The sequence below is a fragment of the Hymenobacter yonginensis genome, from assembly GCF_027625995.1.
Classification (GTDB): domain Bacteria; phylum Bacteroidota; class Bacteroidia; order Cytophagales; family Hymenobacteraceae; genus Hymenobacter; species Hymenobacter yonginensis.
The window spans coordinates 3,292,177-3,315,654 of the sequence record NZ_CP115396.1; the positions used below are offsets into that span (position 1 = coordinate 3,292,177).

Consider the following 23,478-nt stretch of genomic DNA (forward strand, 5'->3'; position numbering starts at 1 on the left):
TGTGAGCCATTTATGGGATTTGAACCCATGACCTCTTCCTTACCAAGGAAGTGCTCTACCACTGAGCTAAAACGGCTAATACTGTAATTCGAAACAAAGATACGACGGGAGAAGTACAATCGCCGTTGCGGCTGTATCTGTTTTCCGCAGCTCTGCGAATGTTGAGCGGGAGACGAGGTTCGAACCCGCGACCTGCAGCTTGGAAGGCTGCCGCTCTACCAGCTGAGCTACTCCCGCGTAGTGTAAATAAAGAAACCCGTAAGCGGCCAATAAGCTTGTTGTCTTCCGGGTTTCTCTATTCAGCAATCGTGGGGGGAGAAGGATTCGAACCTTCGAAAGCTTACGCTAACAGAGTTACAGTCTGTCCCATTTGGCCGCTCTGGAACCCCCCCGATTGTTATTTCCTCGTCGTTTACGAAGAAATTTTCGCTTCAACCTTTCTGCCTTGGCTGGCTACTGTGTCGAATTGAGTTGCAAAATTAGGGGCTTTCTGATGCAAGTCAAGCGCTGCCCCAAAAATCGTTTAATATTTTTTCTGCCCGCCGCTGAAAATCCGGGCAAATCCGGCTCTAACCTGCTGATTGCTTTTGTGAAACAGGCAGCCACACTAGCTGAAGAAATTTTCACGTTTTTTTTCGGTGGCTACTGCATCATGGCGTAGTAGGCCTTCACCTGCTCGTCTTTCTCTTTGCTCCGGATGTCCTGTAGCGTGGCCTTGAGGGTGGGCATACTGGAGGCCAGAATGCTCAGCCCCCGGTAGGCACCCAACCGCACAAAGGTGCTGGGCGCAGTGCGGGCGAGGCTTTCGAGGCGCTGAATACCCTTCTCCCGCTCGATGGGAGGCATACGGAGCATGAAGGTGGCAAAGTCGGGCAGGTAGCTGCGGTAGAGGTCGGCGTCGCTGACGTCGGGCAGGCGCCGCATGAACCACTGGTACTGCTCGGTGCTGCTGCCGTTGAGCGAATAATACGTGGCAATGGATGTCAGGACTTCTGCATTCTGGCTTTCCTGCATGGCTGCCACCTTCTCCTGCGAGTCGGCAGTTGGCGTCTTGGCCAGGGCCTGGATGCCGGCACTGACTACTTTGTACGAACTGTCGTTGAGGGCCGTCAGGAAGGCGCTGGAATAGTTTTCGTTGGAGAAAGAGGCTAACGCATTAAGGGCGGTAGCGCGGACCTGGCTGCTTTTGTCTTTCATGGCTACCTGCTGCAGATCCTGGCGTACGGCATTGCCTTCGGGGCCTTTGTAGCGGCGTAGCGCCTGTACGGCCGCCTGGCGCACGGCCCAGAAGGGGTCGTTGAGGGCGCTGCGCAGCAGGGTGCTAACCGGCAGTTCGGCACTCTTAACCTTCAGCTGCGTGACGGCCTCGTAGCGCTGCAGGTAGCTTTTAGCGTGGGTGTACTGGTACATCAGCTCGTCCTGGGTGCGCTCCTCTTCAATTTCAGCCAATAGCTGCGCCTGGCTGTCGAATTTCACCAGGCTGGGGCGTTGGGAGGAAGGCAGCCGGAACGTCTGGTCGGCTTTAGTGACGGTGATGCGGTGGTCGGTGGGCTGGTTGTTGGCCCACACCGTAACCGTGACGGGCAGCCGGTAAATAGGCGTGAAGGTGGAATCCTGCAGCTGCTGCACGCGCATGCTCACTTGCCCATTGGCAAAGCTGTGCGTCACTTTCAGCTCAGGATGGCCGCGCTGCATAAACCACTGGTCGAAGAACCACATGAGGTCCTCACCGGTGGTTTCCTCGAAGGCGATGCGCAGCTTGGCTATTTCGGAGCTGGAAAATTTATTCTGGGTGAGGTAGCGGTTCAACGACGCAAAGAAGGCGTCGTCGCCTACATAATTACGCAGCATGTGCAGGACGCGGCCACCCTTGTCGTAGGAGTGCCGGTCGAACATGTCTTCCTGCTTGGCGTAGCGGTAGCGGATCAGCGGCTCGCGCTTGCTCTGGGCTTCTTCGAGGTAGCGGTTTAGCTTCTCCTGCTGCACCAGGCCGGCTGCATCGGCGCCGTACTTGTGCTCGGCCCAAAGCAGTTCCGAATAGTCGGCGAAGGACTCGTTGAGTGGCAGGTTGGCCCACGACTCGGTGGTTACATAGTCGCCGAACCAGTGGTGAAACAACTCGTGCGCCACCGTAGACTCGGCATCGTAGCCGACATCGGCCAACTCCCGCGGCGCAAACTGCACCAGGCTTTGCTCGAACGTGACGGCCGTGGTGTTTTCCATCGCGCCCGACACAAAATCGTGCACGGCTACCTGGGTGTACTTCTCCCACGGGAAGTCGACTCCCAGCTTTTTGGAGAAGTAATCCAGCATCTGAGGCGTGTTGCCGAACACGGCCCGGGCGGTGTTGCTGAACTTCGGATCGACGTAATAGTCTACCGGCTTGCCCCGCCAGGTGTCGCTGATGACGGCAAAGTCGCCCACGGCCAGCATGGCGAGGTAAGGCGCGTGCGCCAGGCTCTGCTTCCAAGTGTCGGTGCGGGTACCATCATTGTTTTTGCGTGAGGAAATCAGCAGGCCATTGGAGAGGGTTTTCAGCCCCGATTCTACCGTGAGGCTGATTTCCTGCGTCATGCGCTGGTTGGGCCGGTCGATGGTCGGAAACCAGCAGGAATTGCCTTCCGTCTCGCCCTGGGTCCAGAGCTGGCGCGGTTTGGTTTTGTCGGTACCCAAAGGATTGATGAAGTACAGGCCTTTGTCCTGGGTGATGGCGGCGCTGCCGCCCACTTCCAGCTCGTTGGGTTTGGCCACGTACTGAATCCGCACCTGGCAGGGCTCGGTACGCGCATACGTCCGGTCCAGCGTAATGGTGAGCTTCTTCTTGTCGTAGGTATAGGTCAGGTTCTTCTCTTTCCCACCATTCACCAGCTTCACACTTTTTATATCGAAGCCTTTGGCATCCAGCACGAGCTGGGTTTGGGGGTAGAAATGAGGCTTTACGGTAAGTGTGGCCGTACCCAGCAGCCATTGTTTGGCCCAGTCAAAACGGACGTCGAGCTTGGTATCGAGCAGGTCGTGGAGGATAGTGGCGGCGGGCTGCACCGGGTTGGTAGGAGGCAGCCACGAGGGTACTACAAGAATAGACGGTGCCGCTTCAGGGGCCGGAGTCGATTCGGATTTCTTGTGCGTGGCTGCTTTGCTGCCTGCGGGCTTCGTGACCTTAACAACCTGTGCAGGAGCTTGAAACTGACACGCAAGGACCAGTCCCAGAATGCTGAGAACCGAATATTTCATGCGTTGATGCGATAGGTATATGGGTCCTCAAGTTCCGAAATTATTTGAGATTTGGCCTATCTTTAAGCCCATTTCCGCCCCCCTCCTCCCCCTTCCCTATGCTACAGGTTAGCACCAGCCCCACCCAAACTTGGGCCGTAGACTATCGTGCCACCGGCGCCATCACCCTAGACGGCCAGCCGTTTGCCTGGGATCTGGTGGAGCTAGAACCGGGCCGCTTCCACGTGTTGCACGAGGGCCGCTCGTACGTAGCCGAAGTGGTCAGCGCCGATTACGCCACCAAGTCGTTTCAGCTTAAGCTCAACGGGCAGTTGGTGGAGGTGAGCGCCAAAGACCGGTTCGACCTGCTCCTTGACAAGCTGGGCATGAGCAATGCCGCCGCCAGCAAGGTGAACGAGCTGAAAGCGCCCATGCCGGGCCTGATTGTCGATATCCGGGTGGCGCCGGGGCAGCAGGTGCAGAAAGGCGACCCGCTGCTGGTACTGGAGGCCATGAAGATGGAGAACATCCTGAAAGCCCCCGGCGACGGCACCGTAGGGGCCATCAAGATTGGCCTGCGCGACAACGTAACCAAAGGACAGGTCCTGATTCAGTTCAGCTAGCCGGCGCTGGGCTCCGGGTTTTGCGCCCGCTGGCCGGGCGCACCTCACATCGTTTTTACACTTAATTCCTCCGACGTTGAAGTACACCCGAATTCTGCTTAAGCTAAGCGGCGAAGCCCTGATGGGCCAACAGCAATACGGCATCGATGCCACCCGGCTGATGCAGTATGCCGAGGAAATCAAGAAAGTAGCTGCCACCGGCACGCAGGTAGCGGTAGTAATTGGCGGCGGCAACATCTTCCGCGGGGTGCAGGCCGAAGCATTCGGCCTCGATCGGGTGCAGGGCGACTACATGGGCATGCTGGCCACAGTCATCAACTCCATGGCCCTGCAGAGCGCCCTCGAAAAGCTCGACGTGAATACGCGCCTGCTCTCGGGCGTTACCATTCAGCGGGTGTGCGAGCCCTACATCCGGCGGCGGGCTTTGCGCCACCTGGAGAAAGGCCGCGTCGTGATTTTCGGGGCCGGCATCGGCTCGCCGTACTTCACCACCGACTCGGCCGCGTCGTTGCGGGCTATCGAAATTGAAGCAGACGTGGTACTGAAAGGCACCCGCGTAGACGGTATTTATACCGCTGATCCGGAAAAAGACCCCACTGCTGTCCGCTACCCTACCATCACGTTTGATGAGGTGATGGCCAAAAACCTGAACGTGATGGACATGACGGCCTTCACGCTCTGTAAGGAAAACAACCTGCCCATCATCGTTTTCGATATGAACAAGGAAGGCAACCTGCAGCGCCTCATTGAGGGCGAAACGGTAGGTACGCTGGTGACGATGGACCACCCGCGCCCGACGGAAGCCGACACCAAAACCAGCGGCCTGCAGCCTTCTCTGGACACTCCTTCTGAACAAGCTTAACGGGAGTAAAAAGTACGCCCGGCGCGTTCAGCCCACTCTTTTGCGTTGGCCACGCGTGCCGTTTTTACGTTTTACTTCTCAATTCTTAATTCCCTCATACACATGGACGAAGAAATTCAGTTTTACCTGAGCGAAGCCGAGGAATCGATGGCCAAGTCGCTGCAGCACACCGGCCTGGAACTCAGCCGTATTCGGGCTGGCAAGGCCTCGCCGGCAATGCTCGACTCGCTGCGCGTAGATTATTACGGCACACCCACTCCTATTTCGCAGGTGGCCAACGTCTCGACGCCGGATGCGCGTACGCTGTTCATCAAGCCCTGGGAGAAAAACATCATTGCTGAGGTGGTGAAAGCCATCAAAAACAGCGACCTGGGCCTGAATCCGCAGTCGGATGCTGAGGGCGTGCGCCTGAACATTCCGCCCATGACGGAAGAGCGTCGCCGCGACCTGGTGAAGCAGGTGAAGCAGGAATCGGAAAGCGGCAAGGTGCGCATCCGCGGTATTCGCAAAGACGTGAACGAGTCGTTGCGGAAGCTGCAGAAGGATGGCGCCGCCGAGGATGCCATCAAGGATGCCGAAGCTAAGGTGCAGAAAGCCACCGACAGCTACATCGTGCAGATTGACAGCCTGACCAGCAAGAAGGAATCGGAAATCATGACCATCTGATCCGGTACCGTAGCTTATCAAAAGGGAAGCCTCCCGTTCTGCTGGCCCAATGTGGCGACAGAACGGGAGGCTTCCCTTTTTGATGATGAGCTTTTACTGCCAGTAGCCTTTCGCTGCAATCAGTTGCTGCACCGCATCGGGCACCAGATACCGGATGGACTGTCCCTGTCGCAAACTCTGTCGGATAAACGTAGCCGAAATATCCAGCAGCGGCGCTTCCATCACCTTGATAGTTGAGCCAGCCACGGCACTTGCCTCTACCGGGTGGCCGGGGCGTGGGTACACGTAAATGGCAAGTTCCTGCCGGATACGGTCGGCGTCGCGCCAGCCATCCAGCCCCAGCAGGTTGTCGCTGCCCATGAGCAGCACAAACTCCTGGCCGGGGTGCAGCCGCCGGATTTCGTCGAGGGTGGTGATGGTGTAGCTGGGCTTGGGCAGGCGCAGCTCAATATCCGTGACGGACAGCAGGTCGTTGTCGGCTACGGCGGCTTGGGCCAGCGCCAGCCGGTCCTGCTCCGGCAGCAGATCCTGGCCCACCTTGTAGGGGCTCTGCGGCGACACCACCAGCCACACCGCCGACAAATCGGTATGCGTGGCCATGTGCTGCGCCAGAATCAGGTGGCCGACGTGAATAGGGTTGAACGAGCCAAACAGCAGCCCGATCTTGCCAGAGGTGCCTGCTTTCAGACTCACAGGATAGCCGATTCGGCCGTGATGAAGTCGCGCACCAGCTTTTCGGCCTGGGCGGTGGCTTCGTTGAGGTCGTCGTTGACGACGGTGACGTCAAAACGGTCCTCAAACGTCAGCTCAAAGTTGGCTTTGTAGAGCCGGGCGGAGATGCTGGAGGCCGAATCGGTGGCGCGGTGGCGCAACCGCTCTTCCAGTACTTCGATGGAAGGAGGCTTGACAAAGACGGCCAGCGCACGGTCTTTGTAAAACTCCTTGATGCTCAAGCCGCCTTTCACGTCTACATCCAGCACGGCGTGCTTGCCGCTTTCCCAGATGCGCTCAATCTCCGATTTCAGCGTGCCATAGAACGCGCCTTCATACACTTCCTCCCACTCCACGAACTCGTCGTGGCGGATTTTCTCCTGGAATTCCTGGACGGAGATGAAGTGGTAGTCTTTTCCATTGGCTTCGGTGCGGCCGCGCTTGTCGCGCGTGCAGGCCGAAATGGAAAAGCTCAGGTCTGGAATGGCCGCCATCAGGCGGTGGACGATGGTGGTTTTGCCGGCTCCGGAAGGAGCTGAAAAGGCAATGATTTTACCCTGCATCGGGCAAAATTAGGCCATTTCTGTTTGCAAACGAGACATTATGGTTTGCGGCAGCGAATTTGGGGCGCCTTTGCGGCCAACATGGGTCATGAGAAACCCAATAAACACCCGTTGTTTTTCGATGCTATCGAAGCAGGGCGAGCAATCATCGGCGTGGTGCACGATGTACTGCTCGTCGGCTTCGGTGGGCTGCTGGCCCACAACTAGCTGGTCAAGTATCGTATTCACACGGTCACAGTCAGCAACGGGCGCGGACGCCTGCTGGGTGGAGGATGGGGATTGGGTAGAGGTGTTTTCCATGGTGCAACCCGTTGCGGTTAGCGGTTAGTAATTGGCGGTATCGTCCTCCGGCTCTGCCTCCGTACTGCCGGAGTCGGCACCGTAGCCCATCGATTGGGCGTACTTCTCAAGCTTGTCCTTCAGAAAATTCCGGGCCCGGTGCAAACGGGAGCGGACCGTGCCGATAGGGATGTCCAGCACTTTGGCCATCTCCTCGTAGGTGAACCCTTCCAGGTCGCAGAGGATGATGACGGTGCGGAAATCCACGGGCAGCGAGTTGAGTGCGCTGGCCACTTCGTCGCCGATGAGGTCACGCACGGCTTGCTGCCGCATATCAGACGAGGTACCACCCGCGTCGCTGTCGGACTCGACGTCTTCCGAATTGTAGTAGCCCTCAATTTCGCTGTAGTCGACCTTGGCGGGTTGTTTACTCTTCTTCCGGAAGTCGTTGATGAACGAGTTTTTCAGGATGCGAAACAGCCATGCCTTGGCGTTGGTTCCCTGCTCGAAGTACTCGAAGAAGCGGTACGCCTTCAAATAGGTCTCCTGCACAAGGTCGTTGGCGTCGTCCTCGTCGAGGGTCAGACGGAACGCGAAATTGTACAGAGAGTCGATTACAGGCATTAATTCGGCCTGAAACCGGCGGTCTTTTTCTTCTTTACTAAGCTTCGGAACCCGTTCGGGAGAGTCGCTCATAAGGGGGGCGCGGCAAAGTACGGCGGGGGTGAAAAAATCCGCCATGTAAACAAATGTACTGATTATCCTATCTCGCTCAAGCCGCTTGCGCCAGGAGCGTACTGCGGGCCTGCCGCTCGGTGGCTACAACCAAAAAGCCGTAGAGAAACACGAACAGGCTGAAGCCGATCTGCATCTGTAACAGAGAATCGACCAGATTGGCGATGCCCATCATCAGCAGGAAATGTACAACGTACGCGTTTTGGCGGATGGCAGGTTGCAAAAATGGCCCGAATAGCACGAAAAGCCACAGCACCAAGCCTATAATACCGCCACCTACCAACGCTTCCAAGTATTGATTGTGGGTCATCACCCAGTTTTTGGGCAGCAGGCCGTAGTCCTGGTAGCTGTACTGGTCCAGCATGGCGGCGTCCACATCGGCGGGGGCCACGCCCGCAACCGGGTGCTGGCCGATGATGACGGTGGCTGTTTTCCAAGCAGCGAAGCGCTTGGCCAGGGAGTAGTCGTTGATGTCGCGGCCGGTGCGGTACTGGGCGAGGTCGTCGAGGGTGACGTTGACGCGCTGCTGGATGGGTTCCAGCGTGTAGTAGGTAGCTAGGGGCACGCCCACCAGTGCCAACAGCAATAAGGCGCCCAGCACATAGCGGCGCTGCAGCGCAATCAGCAGGCCCACATCGAGCAGCAGCATGCCGTAGAGCACCATCAGCCCGGTCCGATATGCCAGCACGTGCATCACCACGAACAGAATAGCCGAGCACGCCAGCAGCGCCTTACGCACGACGGGCAGCGCCAGCCCGCTGCGCCGCATCAGGAGCGCAAAAAAGAATGCCAGCGCCAGCATGATGCTGAAATGGATGTGGAAGATGCCCGTAATGGCCGGCACGTTGTGGCCGATGCTGATTTCGTAGTTGGCCGCTTCCGGGTCGAGCAGGTAGCGGCCGAGCGTACCCAGCGCCAGCAGCGTGCCCAGCCCCACGAACAGCAGGCCCACCCCAAACCGCTGCCGCAGACTAAGGGGCACGGCCACGGCAAAGGCCAGCGGCACGACTACCAAGGGCAGCTTGCGGTAGACCTCGTGGCGCCAGATGTCGGTTTCGGAGGTGTAGACCACGCTTAGCAGCCAAAATAGGTACATCAGGGCCATGCCCAGGACGGTTTGTAGGCGGGTGCAGGCCCGCAACTGCTGGCGCAGGTGCGGCTGGGCCAGCACGGCCAGCACCCCCACCACCGAGCTAAGCGCTACGAGGGCCCGCGACGCAAACAGCCCCGTAACAGCAGCCAGGCTTCCCAGCAGCAACAGGTATTGCGACAAACGACCATCAGCGTAGAGCTGGCGCAGGGAAAAGGGCAAAATGGAAGTTACAGGCATAAGCAATGAAATGAGCGGAGCGCAGGGCACTCCCTCAGCTTGACAAGATAAGCGGCTGCCAGGCAAGAATCCGGCCGGCCACCTCGGCAGCAGCCAGCTCCTTGATGCAGGTGCAGGCCGCGGGCTGTTGGCGGCAGTCCTGGCAGTCGGGCCGGTCGAACACGGCGTATTCGGCTAAGGGCCCCAACGGCGCCCAGCGGCCCGGGTGCATCGGCCGGATGGGCGGGTACAGGCCCAACGCGTGCCGGCCCAGCGCTGCGGCTAGGTGCAGGGGCCCGGTGCTGCCTGCCACCAGCCCATCGGCAGCGCCAATGAAGGCCAGAAACTCGGGCAGCGGGAGCTGGCCGGTGAGGTCGGCCGTGAGGTAAGGCTGGTGCTCCTGCAGCCACTCGCGCAGCTCCTCGCCTTCGGCAGCCGTGCCGGTGATGAAAACCCGGTGCCCAGTCTGGTGCAATAGCCGGGTCAGCTGGCCGAAGTGCGCCAGCCCCCACTCGCGGGCACTGCCCCGGCTCCGCGGGTGCAGGATAACATTGAGCTGGCTGGGTTGGCGGGCCGCCAGCAGCTTCTGCAGAGTGGGCCGCAACGCTACAACGGGCCGCAGCCGCACTAATTGTGCGACTTCCGGCAGGCTGAGCGCAGTAGAAGCTCCCAGACCGTGCAGCAGCTGCAGGTTGAGCTGGGCCTCGTGCAGCGGGGAGTGGCGGCGGCTGAGGGCTACTAGGTGGTTGCAGGTGAGCCAGTGAAACCAGCGGCTGCGCGTACCGATGCGGTGCCGGATGCCGGCTTTGCGGGCCAGCTGCGCTATCGTTTTGTTGGGGAAGACGTGCAGAATGGTGTCGGCGGCGGTGGCGCGCAGGGCAGCTACCTGGCCGGCGGCGGGCAGCTGCAGTAGCTCATCGAGGTTGAGGAAACCGTCGAGCCAAGGGCAGGCGTCGGCTATGGCTTGGGTGTAGGTGCGGCCCAGCAGCAGCACCCGGCAGCCCGGATACAGCTGTTTCAGGCGGCCCGCTACCGGCAGCGTAAGCACCACGTCGCCGATGGCATCGGTACGGCTAACAAGGAAGGTGCGGCTCATGCGGCGGCTTTGGTTTTCAGCTTGGCAAACTTCAGAAATACGCCCCAGGCCGAAATAACGGCAATGCTCAGGCCGGCAAACCCATCCAGAAAGCCCAGCCGGAAAAAATAGCCGTGCACGAACTTCCACCAGGGCTTGAGCAGCAGATGAAACAACGTGACCCGGCGCCGGCCGCGCAGCCACAGCTCATCGGCCGCAATGCTAGTGAACCGGTTGAGCTGCTGCACATGCTGCTCGACGGAGGTGTAGGAATAGTGCAGGGCGTCGCCCTGCAGAGCCGAAATTGGTTGCCCGGGTTGCATTTCGTACCGCTCGTGCAGCAATAAACCTTCCCAGCGGCCTAGGCGCCGGTCGTAGAGGCGCAGTTTACGGTCGGGGTACCAGCCGCCGTGGCGCACCCAGCTGCCGCAGTAGTTGGTGAGGCGGGCCAGGGTGTAGCCCCCACCCTGCCAGTTGGCGGTGGCCTGCCGGATGCTCTGGCGCAGCTCTTCGGTCAGCACTTCGTCGGCGTCGAGCTGCAGCACATAGTCGTGGCGGGCTTGGGCGGTGGCGTAGTTTTTTTGCTGCACATAGCCTTCAAAGGCATGCTGCACCACGCGGGCCCCCAGCTGCTGGCAGATGGCCACGGTGCGGTCGGTGGAGAAGCTGTCCACCACCACTACATCGTCGGAGAGGCCGCGCACGGCTTCCAGGCAGCGGCCGATGTTAGCTTCTTCGTTGAAGGTGATGATGACGATGGAGAGCGGAACGGCAGGCATAGGCCGGCAAATATCGGGGTTTTGCCGTGGAGGTAGCCGCCGTGGGTTACCGGCGGGCAGGCCACGGTATAGAATGTATCCATTCATCTATCCCGTAACCTGTTATGATGCGTCCATTGATTCTGTTGCTGTTATTACTAGGGCTGCTGACCGGCTGCGAGGCGCCTACCACTGAGTTTGATGTCTTTGCGCTACCCCGGCCCGTGAACCTGGCCCGCGTACTGGGGCCGGCGCCGGTGCTGCTGGGGGAGCAGGATACCCTGGCGCTACGCCTGCAGTTCGATGCCGCCACCGGCTTCACAAGTTTTGCACTGGCGGGCGATTCTGCTGATGAAAACTGGTTTACGGCCCGAGCCTTTCGGTTTCGGGGGCTGTACTACCTGGTAGAAGAGCAGCCTGATTCTGGATACTGGGTGCACGCCGTGCGCATCCGGCGCGGGCAGGTGCAGGGACTGAGCACCGGCTACCATCAGATGCTGGACCTGAGCCAGGATGCCCGGCAAGGCCGCTGGCCGGGGCTGGTGCGGTTCCGCGCCTTAAGCGGCGACAGTATGCGGCTGCGTTTCGACCGGCGGCAGCTCCGTGCCTTCTATGCGGCCGAAGTCGACAGCTTTGCCACGTACCGAATAGCCACGGCGCCGGCTGCCAAACCCGGCCCCGCTTCTGCACATACTACCAGTACTGCCCAATCCATAAGCCTCTACCCCAACCCGGCCAGCACCACCGCTACGGTGAATTTCGGGGAAGCCGCCGCCCGGCAGGTGCAGCTCTACAACGAACAGGGCCAGCTGCTGCAGGCGTACACGGCTGCGTCTTCGCAACTGGCTCTACCGGTAGCTGATTTGCCCAATGGCACCTATCTAGTGCGCGTGACTGAGGCCGGCAAGGCCCGGCCGGCTACACTTCGGCTGCTGGTGGCCCACTAGGCACTACGGCTTCAACTTCGCTCCCCACGCTGCGTATAGCCGCTCGGTCATTCAGCCTTTTCTATATGAGCGAAGTATCGCAGTCTATTGCCCTCGTTACGGGTGCCACGTCGGGCATCGGTGAAGTAACCGCCCGCGAGCTGGTCCGGCAGGGCTACCACGTGGTACTGCTGGCCCGCAACGCCGAAAAAGCCGCCCGCACCCGCCAGCAGCTGCAGCAGACCGCCCAGCCCGGCACCCGCGTAGACGTGCTGCTCTGCGACCTGTCGGACCTAGGCCAGGTGCGGCGGGCGGCTGAGGAGTTCAACCAGCGCTACGCCCGGCTGGACGTACTGGTGAACAACGCCGGCCTAGTATTCGGGGCCGAGCGAGAGGAATCGGTCAATGGCCACGAAATGACGCTGGCCACCAACCACCTCGGCCCGTTTCTGCTCACCAGCCTGCTGCTGCCGAAGCTGCGCCAAAGCCCGGCCGCCCGCATCGTAAACGTAGCGTCCATGGCCCACAAGTTCGCCAAGCCTGATCTGGCCGACCTCGATGCCACCCGCAATTACTCGCCCATGCGGGCCTACGCCAATTCCAAGCTGTTCAATATCCTGTTCACGCAGGAGCTGGCCCGGCAGCTGCGCCAGCGCGGCATCTCCAACGTCACCACCAACAGCCTGCATCCGGGCGTGGTGGCCAGCAACTTCGGCAGCAACTCTACGTGGCTCACGCGGGCCTTCTATAAGGCCGCCGCGCCCTTCATGACAACTTCCGAAGACGGCGCCCAGACCAGCATCTACCTCGCCACCTCACCCGAGGTAGCTAGCATCAGCGGCGGCTACTTCGCCAAGAAAAAGCCGGAGCCCGTGAAATCGGGCTTCAATACCGCGGCAAACGTGCAGCAGCTCTGGCAGCAGTCGGAGCAGATGGTAGGGCAACCGTTCTTTGCAGAATAGCGCCCATTCTTCTAAACACGCAAACGGCCAGTTCCTGTAGAGCTGGCCGTTTTTGTTAATTGTGGTGGCGTGCGGCAGCCGGTAGCTAACACCGCGCGTAGGCGAACAGCATTTTACTGCTAATTTGACACCAACTTATATCCTGCTTTACGCTATGCTTTCGCTACTCTGGACTGGTCTGAATATTTTCTTGTTATTGCTGATTGCATACGCCTGGTTCCGGGTGCTCAGGGTGTTGCGCCGGCAAATTGGCTTAGGGCTGGCAGTGTTGTTCATGTTGAGTCTGGCGCTCAGAGGCAGCAGCTCCACGTCGGACACCAAAGCCAGGAATCTGCTGGAAAACGGGCGTTTGGAGCATCCGATAGGCAACTGGGGCAGTAGTGCCAGTATTCCACTCAACCCCAATAACGAGTTGTGCCTACGGTTTGAGGGCGTCCGCACAGATTCCACCTTACGGGTTCATGGAATGTACAGCAGCATTTCGGGCCTGATGCTGGGCCACGAATGGAAACCACTAGCTGGTATGGCGAATACCAGGAAGCAGGGCGTTTCCTACGAGATATTCTTAAGCCACGAATGGAAACTACTGGGCATTGGCTTGTATGTAAGCAGCGAAGAATACACCGGTATGGCGCCCCTTGCAAAATAACTCGCCGCTCTTGAGCACAACAAAAACCCCGCCCGGCGCAGTGCCGGGCGGGGTTTTTCTATTCAGGAAGCCGGAGCCGCTTAGTAGCGGTACAGGTCCGATTTGAACGGGCCTTCTACGGGCACCTTGATGTAGTCGGCCTGCTTGGGCGTCAGCTCGTCCAGCTCCACGCCAATTTTGGCGAGGTGCAGGCGGGCCACCTTCTCGTCGAGGTGCTTGGGCAGGGTGTACACCTGGTTTTCGTACTGGTCGGCGTTCTGCCACAGTTCCAGTTGGGCCAGCGTCTGGTTGGTGAACGAGTTCGACATGACGAACGAAGGGTGGCCGGTGGCGCAGCCCAAGTTCACGAGGCGGCCTTCGGCGAGGATAATCACCTCTTTGCCTTCGATGGTGTAGATGTCAACTTGCGGCTTCACCGTGTCTTTGGTGTGGCCGTAGTTTTTGTTCAGCCAGGCCATGTCAATTTCATCGTCGAAGTGACCGATGTTGCAGACAATGGCTTTGTCCTTGAGGCTGCGGAAGTGCTCTTCCGTCAGGATGTCGCAGTTGCCGGTGGCCGTTACCACGATGTCGGCTTCTTTCACGGCGTTAGCCAGCTTCTTCACGGCAAAGCCGTCCATAGCAGCCTGCAGGGCACAGATCGGGTCAATTTCGGTAACGATAACGCGGGCGCCGGCGCCGAGCAGCGAAGCGGCCGTGCCTTTTCCTACGTCGCCGTAGCCAGCCACTACAGCCACTTTGCCAGCCATCATCACATCGGTAGCGCGGCGGATAGCGTCCACAGCCGACTCTTTGCAGCCGTACTTGTTGTCGAACTTCGACTTCGTTACCGAGTCGTTGACGTTGAACGCGGGCAGCGGCAGGGTGCCGGCTTTCACGCGCTCCAGCAGGCGCAGTACGCCCGTGGTGGTTTCTTCCGAAATGCCTTTGATGCCAGCAGCCAGCTCAGGGTACTGGTTCAGCACCATGTTGGTCAGGTCGCCACCGTCGTCGAGGATCATGTTCAGGGGCTGACGATCTTCACCGAAGAACAGCGTCTGCTCGATGCACCAGTTGAACTCCTCCTCGTTGAGGCCTTTCCAGGCGTACACCGGCGTACCGGCAGCCGCAATTGCCGCGGCGGCGTGGTCCTGGGTGGAGAAGATGTTGCACGACGACCACGTCACGTCAGCGCCCAGGGCCTGCAGCGTCTCGATGAGCACGGCAGTCTGGATGGTCATGTGCAGGCAGCCAGCGATGCGCGCGCCTTTCAGCGGCTGGCTGGCGCCGTATTCTTCGCGCAGGGCCATCAGACCCGGCATTTCAGCCTCGGCCAGACGGATTTCCTTGCGGCCCCACTCAGCGAGGCTCATGTCTTTTACTTTGTACGGAACGTAGGCCGTGGTCTTGGTCTCCACCATGATGCTGATTTTTTTTGCTAGACAACTACAAAGGTAACCAAAATGTTAGTGGCGCTATACAACAACAACGCCTGCCTCCATTGGGGCAGGCGTTGCAGATCAGGCAGCTAACAGCCGTATTAGTTATGCTGAATGATGACTGCCTGTGGCTGCTGTGCCGCCGGCACACCTGCCCCGGCAATGCCACGCACCACCACGGTATAGATTTTACCGGCTTCGTAGTTTTTGACGCCGGTACCGGTGCCCGTGCCATCACCGACGGCAATTACCTGCGAACGGGGCGTGCCCGCCGTCACTGATAGGTTCAGGGAGGCGGCATTGATGGCAATGAAGCCCGAGGCGGCCCCAAATGGCACATCCGTCGTGACGTCGGTGCCGGCGGTACCGGGCAGGGCCGAAGGCACCGTGAGGCGAACTGGCGTTGGGGCGTTCAGGGCCAGATGCACGATGCGCACTTTCGCCTGGCCGGCGGCCGGGGCCGTCAGGTCGTCAGGCACGGTGAGCACCGTGGGCGTAGAGCCGATAGTGGCGGAAGGCGAGAAAACGAACGAGGAGTAGTTCTGGTCTTTGGAAACGGCAAGCGGGGCCGAAGTCAGCACCTGCGTGCCGCTGTTGATGCGCAGAGTGGGCGAGCCTGCGTTTACGGTGAAGTAAGGGCTGTTGGCGCCGTAGTTGAGCTGGGCCACCTGCTGGTCGGCTACGAAAGCGGTGATGGGCACATTGGATACGGCCGCCGCGTGTACAACCAGCACCTTGCCTTGCTCGGGCGCAGGCGTGCTGTCGTTGTCATCATTGCCACAGGCAGAAAAGGCCAGCGCGGCCGGCAGCACAGAGGCTAGAAATAGCTGGCGCAGAGAAGGAACAACGGTTTTCATAGTCGGTTTCAGGTTGAGTGAAAGCTAATTGTACTGCGGACAGAACGTATCGGTAAGGGCATTTGTTGAGTTGGCTCTGAAATACCGCCCGGCACATAGTTGATATAGCTATGATGCAGACTGTTATATTTGCTTTCATGCACCGTTCCGAACTTTTAGTGGCTGGAGTATTCCGCCCTTCTCTAGTGTTATTTTTAGGCCTGTGGGCAGGCACTGCTTTTGGGCAGTCGGGCACGGTAGTGCGCCTGAGCCCGGAAGACAAGGACCGGGGCCGCAACGGGGTGCAGAAGAACTTCTATTTCACCACCAAAGAGCAGCCCACCGACGACGATTACCAGAACGCCGGGTACTTTGGGCAGCGCCTGCGGCCCTACCTGGCCGGCAACCAGGAAGCGTTGGACAACCTCAACCGCTACCGCCGCCAGAAGTGGATTTTCCTGGCCGAGCGCCTCACGTTTGTGGGCGGGGTGGCGGTGTACGGCTCCCAGACCTTCAGCGGCAGCGGCGACCAACACTATTTCAGCAACCCGCAGAAGGTAACGCTGGGCGTAGTGGCAGGCAGCTTGCTGGCCAACATCTTCATTACGCGCCACACCAACGAGCATTTCGTGCGCGCCGTGGAAGCCCACAACGCCGGCCTGTCGGCAGATGGGCGCACGGGCCTGTGGCAGCGGCTGGCACCGACCGGCATGGGCGTGGCGGCTTCGGCCACGGGCCAGCCGCTGCTGGCGTTGCGCTGGCAGCTGCGCTAAGCGCCGGCCCGGTGGGCCAACCCCTGTTTACTAGTTTCGTAGGAGTACCACATGGAATTTCCGCTTCCCGCGGCGTCGCGTCAGTATGTGGCTAAGCACCTGCACGACGACCCCGCCCAGCTGGCGCTGCAAGCCCGCAAATACCCTGGCCTGCCCGTTCCGGAGCTGGTGCGCCAGATTCAGGCCCGCCAGAAAGCTCGCCTGAAAGTGCCCGCCTGGGCCGACAACCCCGACCTGGTTTTCCCGCCGACGCTGTCGGTGGAACAGGCTTCGTCTGCCCGCACCGCCGCGTTTAAGGCGGCGCTGGTGAGCGGGCAGCGCCTGGCCGACCTCACCGGCGGCTTCGGCGTAGACGTATCGTATTTTGCTGAAAGGATTCCGGAAGTGCACTACGTGGAGCGCAACGCGGCCCTGGCCGATGTGGTGCGCTTCAACCTCACGCACCTGGGCATCGAAAACGTGCAGTTTCACACGGCCGACGCGGTGCAGTTTCTGCGCAACACCCCGGATACGTTTGATTGGATATACCTCGACCCCGCCCGGCGTGACACGGCCGCCCGCAAGATTTTCCGGCTGCAGGACTGCGAGCCGGATATTCTGCGCCTGATGCCGCTGCTGCTGCACAAGGGCCGCCGCGTGCTGCTCAAAACTTCGCCCATGCTTGATATCGAGCAGGCTATTCTGGAGCTGCGGCAGGTGCGGCAGTTGTGGGTGGTGGCCGTGGATAATGAGTGTAAGGAAGTGCTGTACGAGCTAGGGCCCGAGCCGGCCGTCGACCCGGAGCGCCACACCGTGAACCTGCTCCGCACCGGCCAGCAGCAGGATTTCCGCCTGAACCGGGCCCGCGAGGCCCGCGCTGTGCCGCGCTACGCCGAGCCGCAGCAGTATCTCTACGAGCCCAACGTGGCCATTCTGAAGGCGGGCGGCTTCCGCAGCATCGGGACGGCGTTTGAGCTACTGAAGCTGCACCAGCACAGCCACCTCTACACCTCCGACACGCTGCACCCCGACTTCCCGGGCCGCATCTTCCGCATTCGGGCCACCGAGAAGTACGACGCCCAAGCGTTGCGCGCCCACCTCGGCCCCGAAGTCCGCGCCCACGTCACGACCCGCAACTTCCCCGACACGGTGGCCGAGTTCCGCCACCGCACCGGCATCCGCGAAGGCGGTGACCTGTACCTGTTCGCCACCACCAACCTGGAAGGCAAGCTGATGGTACTGGTGACCGAAAAGCACAACGGCTTTTAGCCTAATTCTTTAAGTTGTACCGCGAAGTTTCACTTCGCGAAGCACCGGGAATTGCAGAGCAGTTTTTTCAGCCCTGATGTTCCGGCGCCTCGCGAAGTGGAGCTTCGCGGTACTTGTTTTTGGCCTGCTCAACAGCAACTAGCGCCGTCCACAAAATCCGTGAAATCCGCTTAAATCCGGGCTAATCCGTGATTCATTTAGCCTTGCTGGTCCAGGGGCTGCCGATGATGCGGAAGCGCCAGGGTAGGCTGGCGGCCTCTTCGCCGGCGTAGGCGAGGCCCACGCGGGGGCTGCTGAGGACGTCGGCTTCCGGCACCTGTTCGGCGTGGTCTTCAATCCAGAGCGTCTCGCCTTGCAAATCGGTGCCGGAAAGGGCCGGCGTGACGCCCAGCGCCTGGGTGAGCAGGCCGGGGCCGGCGGTGAGCTTGGCTGAGGCCGTTTCCAGCCCACGACGCCGAAGCATGATATCCAGCCCCACCAGCGGCTCGATGGCACGGATCAGGACGGTATCGGGCTTGTCGGCGTCGTTGGTGCTGATGTTGAACAGCGTGTGGCGCTGATACACCTGGTACAGGTAGGCGCGGCCGCCGGGCTCGTGCAGGGCGCGGCCGTGCGGGCCGCGGCGCTTCAGGTGCAGCTGCATCGACAGGTCGCCTTGGTGTGAGTAGGCCTCGGTTTCCACGATACGGCCGCCGGTCAGCTCGCCGTTGAGGCAGCTGAACAGGTGCTTGCCCAGCAGGTCGCGGGCAATCTGTACGGGGTCGGGGCGGCGGTAGAAGTCGGGCGGGAGTTTGGGGTGTAGCATATTTCGATGTAGCATAGGCTTCAGCCTGTGCCGGCCAACGGGGCAAGAACAAGTTTCGGTTTACGGTTGAGCTGATACGTTTTCTGCAGGAATTGTGGCGGCCGACCGGAGGCACAGGCTGAAGCCTATGCTACAATCTGCTACCTTTGAGGCGTAGAGGTGGCCGGACCCCGATTGCGGGGCGAGGCTGAAAAGGGAATCCGGTTCAAAGCCGGAGCTGTCCCCGCAACTGTACGCTTCACGAGTCGGCGCGCCTCAGCTGCCACTGTTTCCGAGAAGGTAGCTCCAGATGGAGTTGCCGGAGAAATGGGAAGGCGGCGCGTCAGAAGCAAGCCAGGAGACCTGCCTTTGCATTTCCCCATGTTCAGCGCCCTCGGTGGAAGGGCGGAGAATGATAGCAGTGGTGGCTTTCGGGCCGCCGGATTTTCCTGTTTTCGGCCTCGGCTGCGGCCTGGCTTTCGGCAACGAAGGCTGGCGTCGGAGTTCTGAACTGAATTTTCCTTGCCCGAAAATTTGGTTCAGCTAATTACCCTTCGTTTTGCGGCACGGCTCCGGCCGGTGCCCTTTCTGCTGCTTGGCGCAGCCTGCTGGGCCGCGCCCGCCACGGCCCAGCAGATGCCGCACGCCCTCGACTCGGTGCAGATGCTGCCGGCAGTGCGCGTGCAGGGTTTGCCGGCCACGCGCTTCGCCACCGGCACCCGCCGCACCACCCTCGACACGCTGGCACTCCGGCAGGCCGGCGCCGGCACGTTGGCCGATGCGCTGTCGTTGCGCACGCCGCTTTACCTGAAAAACTACGGCCCGGGCCAGTTGGCCAGCATCACGCTGCGCGGCACCTCGGCGCGGCATACGGCAGTGCTGTGGCAGGGCTTCAACATCAATCTTCCTTCGTTGGGCGAAGCCGACTTTGCGCTGCTGCCGGTAAGTGGCGCCACGCAGGTGGCGGTGCAGCATGGGCCGGCCGGCGCCACCTACGGCACCGGCGCCATTGGCGGCACAGTGCTGCTGACTTCGCCGGTACGGTGGGGGCAGGGGTTGCAGAGCCGCGTGCAGTTGGATGGCGGCAGCTTCGGGCTGGGCGCCGGCTCGGGCGAGGCCACGTTCAGCAACCAGAAACTTTCCATCCGGACAGCCGCCTCCTACCGCACGGCTCAGAACGACTTCCCGTACCGCGAGCCGGTGGGCCGCGAAAATGGCCGGCTGGTGTACGGCCCGACGCAGCGCCAGCAAAACGCCGCGCTGCGGCAGTGGAGTGTGGCCCAGGATGCCACGCTGCGGGTAGGCGAGCAGGGAGAACTCACGGCCGCCATCTGGCTCACGGATGCCGACCGGCAGATTCAGGCCGCGCTGGGCTCGGTGAACCGCCACGCCCAGGAGCGGGACCAGAGCCGCCGCCTGCTGGCCGGCTACCGCCACGTAAGCAGCCGCCACGAAACGAGCGTGCGCGCCGCCTGGTTCGAGGACATCATCAATTACCAGGACGACGGCGTGCGCAGTGATTCCCGGGTGCAGACCAGCCAAGCGCAGGCCGAGCACACGTTCCGCTTTGCGCCCACGCTCAGTTTGCGGCTGGGAGGCGAAGCGCAGCATTTCGTGGCCCACGTGGACGGCTACGAGGCGCCCACCGTGACCGAAAACCGGTTCAGCGGCTTCGGGCTGCTACGCTACGACCCGCTGCCGCGCCTGCAGCTCAGTTTGAACGTGCGGCAGGCCTTCATCAGCGGCCGGCGGCCTCCGCTCACGCCCACGGCCGGCGCCGAGTGGCTGGCCTGGCAGCGCGGCACCCAGCAGCTCAGCGTGAAAGCCAGCGCCTCGCGCAGTTACCGCGCCCCCACCCTCAACGAGCGGTTCTGGTATCCCACCGGCAAGCCCGATTTGCGCCCCGAAACCAGCCTGGGCTATGAGGCCGGCCTGCGCCACGAGGTGCGCCCCACTCCCACTCTGCTGCTCCAGACCGAGCTAACCGCCTTCCGGCAGCGTGTAGACGACTGGGTGCAGTGGCTGCCCACCGACCTGGGCTATGCGCCCAACAACCTGCGGCAGGTGCTGGCCCAGGGCGTCGAAGCCAGCAGTGAGCTGAACTGGAAGCCCGGCCGCTACACCCTGGCCGCCCGCGCCGCCTATGCCTACACCAGCTCCCGCAAAGTGCGCGGCTACGCCCTCGACGAAGACCCGGTGGGCCAGCAACTGGCCTACGTGCCGCTGCACACCGCCGCCTTCAGCACCGACCACAGCTGGCGCGGCTGGCTGCTGACCAGCGCCCTCACCTTCACGGGCTTCCGCTACACCACCGCCTCCGGCACCGATTTCCTGCCCTCTTACCTGCTACTCAATGCCCAACTGGGCCACGAGTTCCGGGTGGGCCGGGCCTGGCTGACGCCGCTGGTGCAGGGCTTCAACCTTGGCAACCTCCGCTACCAGAGCTACCAGAGCCGCGCCATGCCCGGCCGCTCGTGGGTGGCCAGCCTGCGCGTAGCGTGGCGCTGACTTCGTCTGTTTTCATCTTCCATTTTTCCCTTATCCATGTTCCATTTTCCTATGGCTACGCGCCGCTACGCGCTGCTCGGCGCCGCCTCTTTCCTGACTCTGGCCGTTACGTCCTGCGACCCGGACGACGAGGTAACGCCCGTCACGCCGCCCGTCACCACCCAAACGGTGTACGTGGTGAACGAGGGCCCTTTCCTGACTGGCAGCGGCTCGGTGAGCGTGTTCAGCAAAGCCACCAAAGCGGTGCAGAAAGACCCGTTCCTGGCCGCCAATGGCCGCGGCGTGGGCAACGTGCTGCAGTCGATGACCATTGTGGGCGACAACGCCTACTTGGTGGCCAACAACAGCAACTGGGTGGAAGTCGTGACGCTGGCCGATTTCAAGTCGGTGAAGAAGATTACGGGCCTCTCGCAGCCGCGCTACCTGGTGCAGGTGGCGCCGAATAAGGCCTACCTCACGGAGTGGCAGGGCAACTTCACAAGCGGCTACACGGCCGGTCGCGTGTCGGTGCTGGATCTGACCACCAACACCGTGACGAAAACCATTCCGGTGGGCGTCAACCCCGAGCAGCTGACCGTGGCGGGCAGCAAAGTGTACGTGGCCAACTCCGACGGCAACACGCTCACCGTCATCAACCCCACCACCGATGCCGTGGAAGGCACCGTGACCGTGCCGGCCGGCCCCAAAAACGTAACCACCGACGCCAGCGGTAACGTGTGGGTGCTTTCCGACGACTACACCGAGCCGCTGGCTTCGCTGGTGCGTTTTAGCCCGGGCACGCCCACCCAGCAAACGCGCATCACGTTTCCGGAAGACTACCGCAACGGCAACCTGCGCATAAACGGCGCCGGCGACAAAATCTACGTGGGTTTGGCCACGGGCGTGTATCAGCTGCCCATCACGGCCACCAGCCTACCCGCCACGCCGCTCATCCGGCGCAGCTTCTACGGCCTCGGCATCGACCCGCAGGACAACACCATCTACGCTGGCACGGGCAGCTTCTCGGCCGACGGGCGGGTGGTGCGCTTCTCGGCTACCGGTGCGCCTGTCGATTCGTTTGCGGTGGGCATTGCGCCCAATGGCTTCCTGTTCAAATAAGCGGCACATAAACCGCCTGTTTTTTACGCAAACGGCCGGCCCTGTTCAGGGCCGGCCGTTTGGCGTTGTATCGTTGCGTAGCGCAGGTTAGTCGGCAATGCCGTCTTTGTCGCGGTCTACGGCGTCGGCGGCTTTTTCATACTGCTGGCGGCCGGTGGGGCTGGCAGTGGTGTCGCGCTGCAGGCCGGCCGTAGCCGAGTCGGAGGTCGTTGGCTGGCCGGGGTCGGGGTCTTTGGTTTTAGCAGCACCGGTTTCCACGTTGGTATCGCCGGTGGAAGTACCGGTGTTGCAGGCGGTGAGCGAGGTGGCCAGCAGCAGGGCGGCGGCCAGCATGCCGGGGAGCGAAGGGCGTTTCATAGAGGACGGGATGAAGGTGTAGCGGTTCGGATGCAAGGTAAGCGAATGTTGGTACGGCGTCAATGGGCCCGCGTTGCAGCTGGCGCGTGAGAGCCGGAAACGGTATATTTGCTTTCCTGCCGCTTTACTATGCCCCAACCTTCGCTTTCCACTCTTCTTTCCACGCAACTGCTGCGCCGCGCCGGCATCATGGCCGGTGTGAGCTTCGGGCTGGCGCTGGCGCTGGTCGGCTACCTGTTCGGGTTTGCCGACGATGATTATTTCACCCGCCTGTTCCGTGCTTTTTTCGTATTTTTCTGGCTACTGTCCGTAACCTTTCTAGCAGTAGTTCCCTTTGTGAGTTGGGCCGCGGCCAAGTGGCTGGCGCAGCCGGAAGGCACCCCGCCCGCAGAAGCCAGCCGCAAGCCCCGAAACGCCCCGGCTTCGACAACCGTTCGTAAACCTACGCGTACAGTAACGCGGTCAGAAAAAACTTTATAACCCGTGAAAACAACGCTGCTTCATATCAAGAACATGGTTTGCCCACGTTGCGTGGAAGCCGTTCGTACCGTGCTCGAAAAAGCCGGCTACCACCCTACTGAAGTTACGCTGGGCCAGGCGCTGCTGGAAGAAGACACCCCGGCCGACCTCGCCGCCGTGGCTCCCCTGCTGCGCGAAGCCGGCTTCGACGTGCTGATGGGCCGGGCTGAGCAAATGACCGAGCAAATTAAGGCGGCCCTGGGCGAGTACCTGGAGCACCTGCGCACGGCGCGTATGCCCCTCACCACTTCAGCATTCCTCACCGACCGGTTTGCCGCCACGTACTCACACCTGAGCAAGGTGTTTTCGCGCACGGCCAACCTCACGATTGAAAAATACCTGATCCGCCTGAAAATTGAGCGGGTGAAGGAAATGCTGAGCTACGGCGAAATGACGCTTAGCGAAATTGCCGACCACATGCGCTACAGCTCCGGCCAGCACCTGAGCAACCAGTTCCGCCAGGTGACCGGCTACTCCGTCAGCGAATTCCGCCGCGAGCTGCTGCCCAAGCGCATCGCCCTCGATCAACTGGCCTAGCGCCTCGTGCCGCCCCGTTGCGGTGCGGCTTTATAGCTACTTGACTTTTATGGCCGGGGTATCGAACAG

The 23,478-nt window shown here is 61.1% G+C and carries 25 protein-coding genes, 3 tRNA genes and 1 riboswitch; of the genes, 13 read left to right on the top strand and 15 right to left on the bottom strand.

Translation table 11 applies throughout. From position 1 onward, the window contains the following. Positions 1–4: 4 nt before the first annotated feature. The 3 genes from O9Z63_RS14195 to O9Z63_RS14205 form a co-directional block, all read right to left on the bottom strand. Positions 5–76 (bottom strand) — tRNA-Thr (locus tag O9Z63_RS14195). A gap of 88 nt (positions 77–164) precedes the next feature. After that, positions 165–237 (bottom strand) — tRNA-Gly (locus O9Z63_RS14200). Between the two features lie 72 nt (positions 238–309). Then, positions 310–392 (bottom strand) — tRNA-Tyr (locus O9Z63_RS14205). Between O9Z63_RS14205 and O9Z63_RS14210 the strand changes: the two genes are divergently transcribed. Continuing rightward, the gene (locus tag O9Z63_RS14210; RefSeq protein ID WP_270125914.1) at positions 371–661 is read left to right on the top strand and encodes a hypothetical protein; all 291 of its coding nucleotides are present in this window, start codon (positions 371–373) and stop codon (positions 659–661) included. The two genes, O9Z63_RS14205 and O9Z63_RS14210, sit on opposite strands and share 22 nt — an antisense overlap. On the opposite strand, the gene O9Z63_RS14215 is transcribed toward O9Z63_RS14210, so the two are convergent. Further along, complete coding sequence (locus tag O9Z63_RS14215; protein ID WP_270125916.1) at positions 643–3,042, bottom strand: M1 family metallopeptidase; 2,400 nt, start codon at positions 3,040–3,042, stop codon at positions 643–645. The two genes, O9Z63_RS14210 and O9Z63_RS14215, sit on opposite strands and share 19 nt — an antisense overlap. A 290-nt stretch (positions 3,043–3,332) precedes the next feature. On the opposite strand from O9Z63_RS14215, the gene O9Z63_RS14220 reads away from it, so the two are divergent. From O9Z63_RS14220 to frr, 3 genes are all read left to right on the top strand, one after another. After that, positions 3,333–3,836: a biotin/lipoyl-containing protein gene (locus O9Z63_RS14220; protein WP_044015995.1), complete on the top strand. Its 504-nt coding sequence runs from the start codon at positions 3,333–3,335 to the stop codon at positions 3,834–3,836. Between the two features lie 76 nt (positions 3,837–3,912). Further along, a complete protein-coding gene (gene pyrH, locus O9Z63_RS14225) occupies positions 3,913–4,698 on the top strand; it encodes a UMP kinase (RefSeq protein WP_270125917.1) in 786 nt (261 codons plus the stop codon). A 102-nt stretch (positions 4,699–4,800) separates the two neighbouring features. After that, the gene (gene frr / locus O9Z63_RS14230; protein WP_044015991.1) at positions 4,801–5,364 is read left to right on the top strand and encodes a ribosome recycling factor; all 564 of its coding nucleotides are present in this window, start codon (positions 4,801–4,803) and stop codon (positions 5,362–5,364) included. Between the two features lie 93 nt (positions 5,365–5,457). On the opposite strand, the gene nadD is transcribed toward frr, so the two are convergent. The 7 genes from nadD to O9Z63_RS14265 form a co-directional block, all read right to left on the bottom strand. Then, entirely contained in the window at positions 5,458–6,057 is a 600-nt protein-coding gene (gene nadD, locus O9Z63_RS14235) for a nicotinate (nicotinamide) nucleotide adenylyltransferase (RefSeq protein ID WP_270125919.1), read from the bottom strand. Next, on the bottom strand, positions 6,054–6,638 hold the full coding sequence (gene gmk, locus O9Z63_RS14240; RefSeq protein ID WP_044015989.1) for a guanylate kinase: 585 nt from the start codon (positions 6,636–6,638) through the stop codon (positions 6,054–6,056). Before gmk ends, nadD begins: the two co-directional genes overlap by 4 nt. 9 nt (positions 6,639–6,647) lie before the next feature. Next, on the bottom strand, positions 6,648–6,866 hold the full coding sequence (locus tag O9Z63_RS14245; protein ID WP_270125920.1) for a hypothetical protein: 219 nt from the start codon (positions 6,864–6,866) through the stop codon (positions 6,648–6,650). Positions 6,867–6,962: 96 nt separating this feature from the next. Beyond that, positions 6,963–7,613, bottom strand: coding sequence for a sigma-70 family RNA polymerase sigma factor (locus O9Z63_RS14250; RefSeq protein ID WP_270125921.1), 651 nt, complete (start codon positions 7,611–7,613; stop codon positions 6,963–6,965). Positions 7,614–7,689: 76 nt separating this feature from the next. After that, positions 7,690–8,982 (bottom strand): O-antigen ligase family protein, encoded by a 1,293-nt coding sequence (locus O9Z63_RS14255; protein ID WP_270125922.1) that lies wholly within the window; start codon positions 8,980–8,982, stop codon positions 7,690–7,692. Positions 8,983–9,016: 34 nt separating this feature from the next. Then, positions 9,017–10,057, bottom strand: coding sequence for a glycosyltransferase family 9 protein (locus O9Z63_RS14260; RefSeq protein ID WP_270125923.1), 1,041 nt, complete (start codon positions 10,055–10,057; stop codon positions 9,017–9,019). Beyond that, the gene (locus O9Z63_RS14265; protein ID WP_270125924.1) at positions 10,054–10,815 is read right to left on the bottom strand and encodes a glycosyltransferase family 2 protein; all 762 of its coding nucleotides are present in this window, start codon (positions 10,813–10,815) and stop codon (positions 10,054–10,056) included. The genes O9Z63_RS14260 and O9Z63_RS14265 overlap by 4 nt, the downstream gene beginning before the upstream one ends. 104 nt (positions 10,816–10,919) lie before the next feature. Between O9Z63_RS14265 and O9Z63_RS14270 the strand changes: the two genes are divergently transcribed. The 3 genes from O9Z63_RS14270 (at position 10,920) to O9Z63_RS14280 (ending at position 13,331) form a co-directional block, all read left to right on the top strand. Continuing rightward, on the top strand, positions 10,920–11,741 hold the full coding sequence (locus tag O9Z63_RS14270; RefSeq protein WP_270125925.1) for a T9SS type A sorting domain-containing protein: 822 nt from the start codon (positions 10,920–10,922) through the stop codon (positions 11,739–11,741). Positions 11,742–11,806: 65 nt separating this feature from the next. Next, positions 11,807–12,682 (top strand): SDR family oxidoreductase, encoded by an 876-nt coding sequence (locus tag O9Z63_RS14275; protein ID WP_270125926.1) that lies wholly within the window; start codon positions 11,807–11,809, stop codon positions 12,680–12,682. Positions 12,683–12,836: 154 nt separating this feature from the next. Next, a complete protein-coding gene (locus O9Z63_RS14280; protein ID WP_270125928.1) occupies positions 12,837–13,331 on the top strand; it encodes a hypothetical protein in 495 nt (164 codons plus the stop codon). An 80-nt stretch (positions 13,332–13,411) separates the two neighbouring features. Here the strand turns inward: O9Z63_RS14280 and ahcY are convergent, their stop codons facing one another. Both ahcY and O9Z63_RS14290 read right to left on the bottom strand, forming a co-directional pair. Next, the gene (gene ahcY, locus O9Z63_RS14285; protein WP_270125929.1) at positions 13,412–14,731 is read right to left on the bottom strand and encodes an adenosylhomocysteinase; all 1,320 of its coding nucleotides are present in this window, start codon (positions 14,729–14,731) and stop codon (positions 13,412–13,414) included. A gap of 119 nt (positions 14,732–14,850) precedes the next feature. After that, entirely contained in the window at positions 14,851–15,606 is a 756-nt protein-coding gene (locus O9Z63_RS14290) for a DUF4397 domain-containing protein (protein WP_270125930.1), read from the bottom strand. 185 nt (positions 15,607–15,791) lie between these two features. Here O9Z63_RS14290 and O9Z63_RS14295 point away from each other — a divergent pair, with 185 nt between their 5' ends. Next, positions 15,792–16,358 carry a hypothetical protein gene (locus O9Z63_RS14295; protein ID WP_270125931.1) on the top strand — a complete coding sequence of 189 codons (567 nt, stop codon included), beginning with the start codon at positions 15,792–15,794 and terminating at the stop codon, positions 16,356–16,358. A 51-nt stretch (positions 16,359–16,409) separates the two neighbouring features. Next, positions 16,410–17,606 (top strand): class I SAM-dependent methyltransferase, encoded by a 1,197-nt coding sequence (locus O9Z63_RS14300; protein WP_270125932.1) that lies wholly within the window; start codon positions 16,410–16,412, stop codon positions 17,604–17,606. Between the two features lie 193 nt (positions 17,607–17,799). Here O9Z63_RS14300 and O9Z63_RS14305 read toward each other — a convergent pair whose 3' ends face one another. After that, positions 17,800–18,411, bottom strand: a complete 612-nt coding sequence (locus tag O9Z63_RS14305) for a DNA-3-methyladenine glycosylase (RefSeq protein WP_270125933.1) — start codon at positions 18,409–18,411, stop codon at positions 17,800–17,802. Between the two features lie 140 nt (positions 18,412–18,551). Next, positions 18,552–18,775, top strand: a riboswitch (cobalamin riboswitch). 194 nt (positions 18,776–18,969) lie between these two features. Between O9Z63_RS14305 and O9Z63_RS14310 the strand changes: the two genes are divergently transcribed. Both O9Z63_RS14310 and O9Z63_RS14315 read left to right on the top strand, forming a co-directional pair. Then, positions 18,970–20,898: a TonB-dependent receptor plug domain-containing protein gene (locus O9Z63_RS14310; RefSeq protein ID WP_270125934.1), complete on the top strand. Its 1,929-nt coding sequence runs from the start codon at positions 18,970–18,972 to the stop codon at positions 20,896–20,898. Positions 20,899–20,934: 36 nt separating this feature from the next. Further along, positions 20,935–21,996, top strand: coding sequence for a DUF5074 domain-containing protein (locus O9Z63_RS14315; RefSeq protein ID WP_270125935.1), 1,062 nt, complete (start codon positions 20,935–20,937; stop codon positions 21,994–21,996). Positions 21,997–22,083: 87 nt separating this feature from the next. On the opposite strand, the gene O9Z63_RS14320 is transcribed toward O9Z63_RS14315, so the two are convergent. Beyond that, a complete protein-coding gene (locus tag O9Z63_RS14320) occupies positions 22,084–22,353 on the bottom strand; it encodes a hypothetical protein (RefSeq protein ID WP_270125936.1) in 270 nt (89 codons plus the stop codon). A gap of 129 nt (positions 22,354–22,482) precedes the next feature. Here O9Z63_RS14320 and O9Z63_RS14325 point away from each other — a divergent pair, with 129 nt between their 5' ends. Both O9Z63_RS14325 and O9Z63_RS14330 read left to right on the top strand, forming a co-directional pair. Next, on the top strand, positions 22,483–22,833 hold the full coding sequence (locus O9Z63_RS14325; RefSeq protein ID WP_270125937.1) for a hypothetical protein: 351 nt from the start codon (positions 22,483–22,485) through the stop codon (positions 22,831–22,833). 51 nt (positions 22,834–22,884) lie between these two features. Then, positions 22,885–23,409 carry a helix-turn-helix domain-containing protein gene (locus O9Z63_RS14330; protein ID WP_052381442.1) on the top strand — a complete coding sequence of 175 codons (525 nt, stop codon included), beginning with the start codon at positions 22,885–22,887 and terminating at the stop codon, positions 23,407–23,409. Positions 23,410–23,478 lie beyond the last annotated feature (69 nt).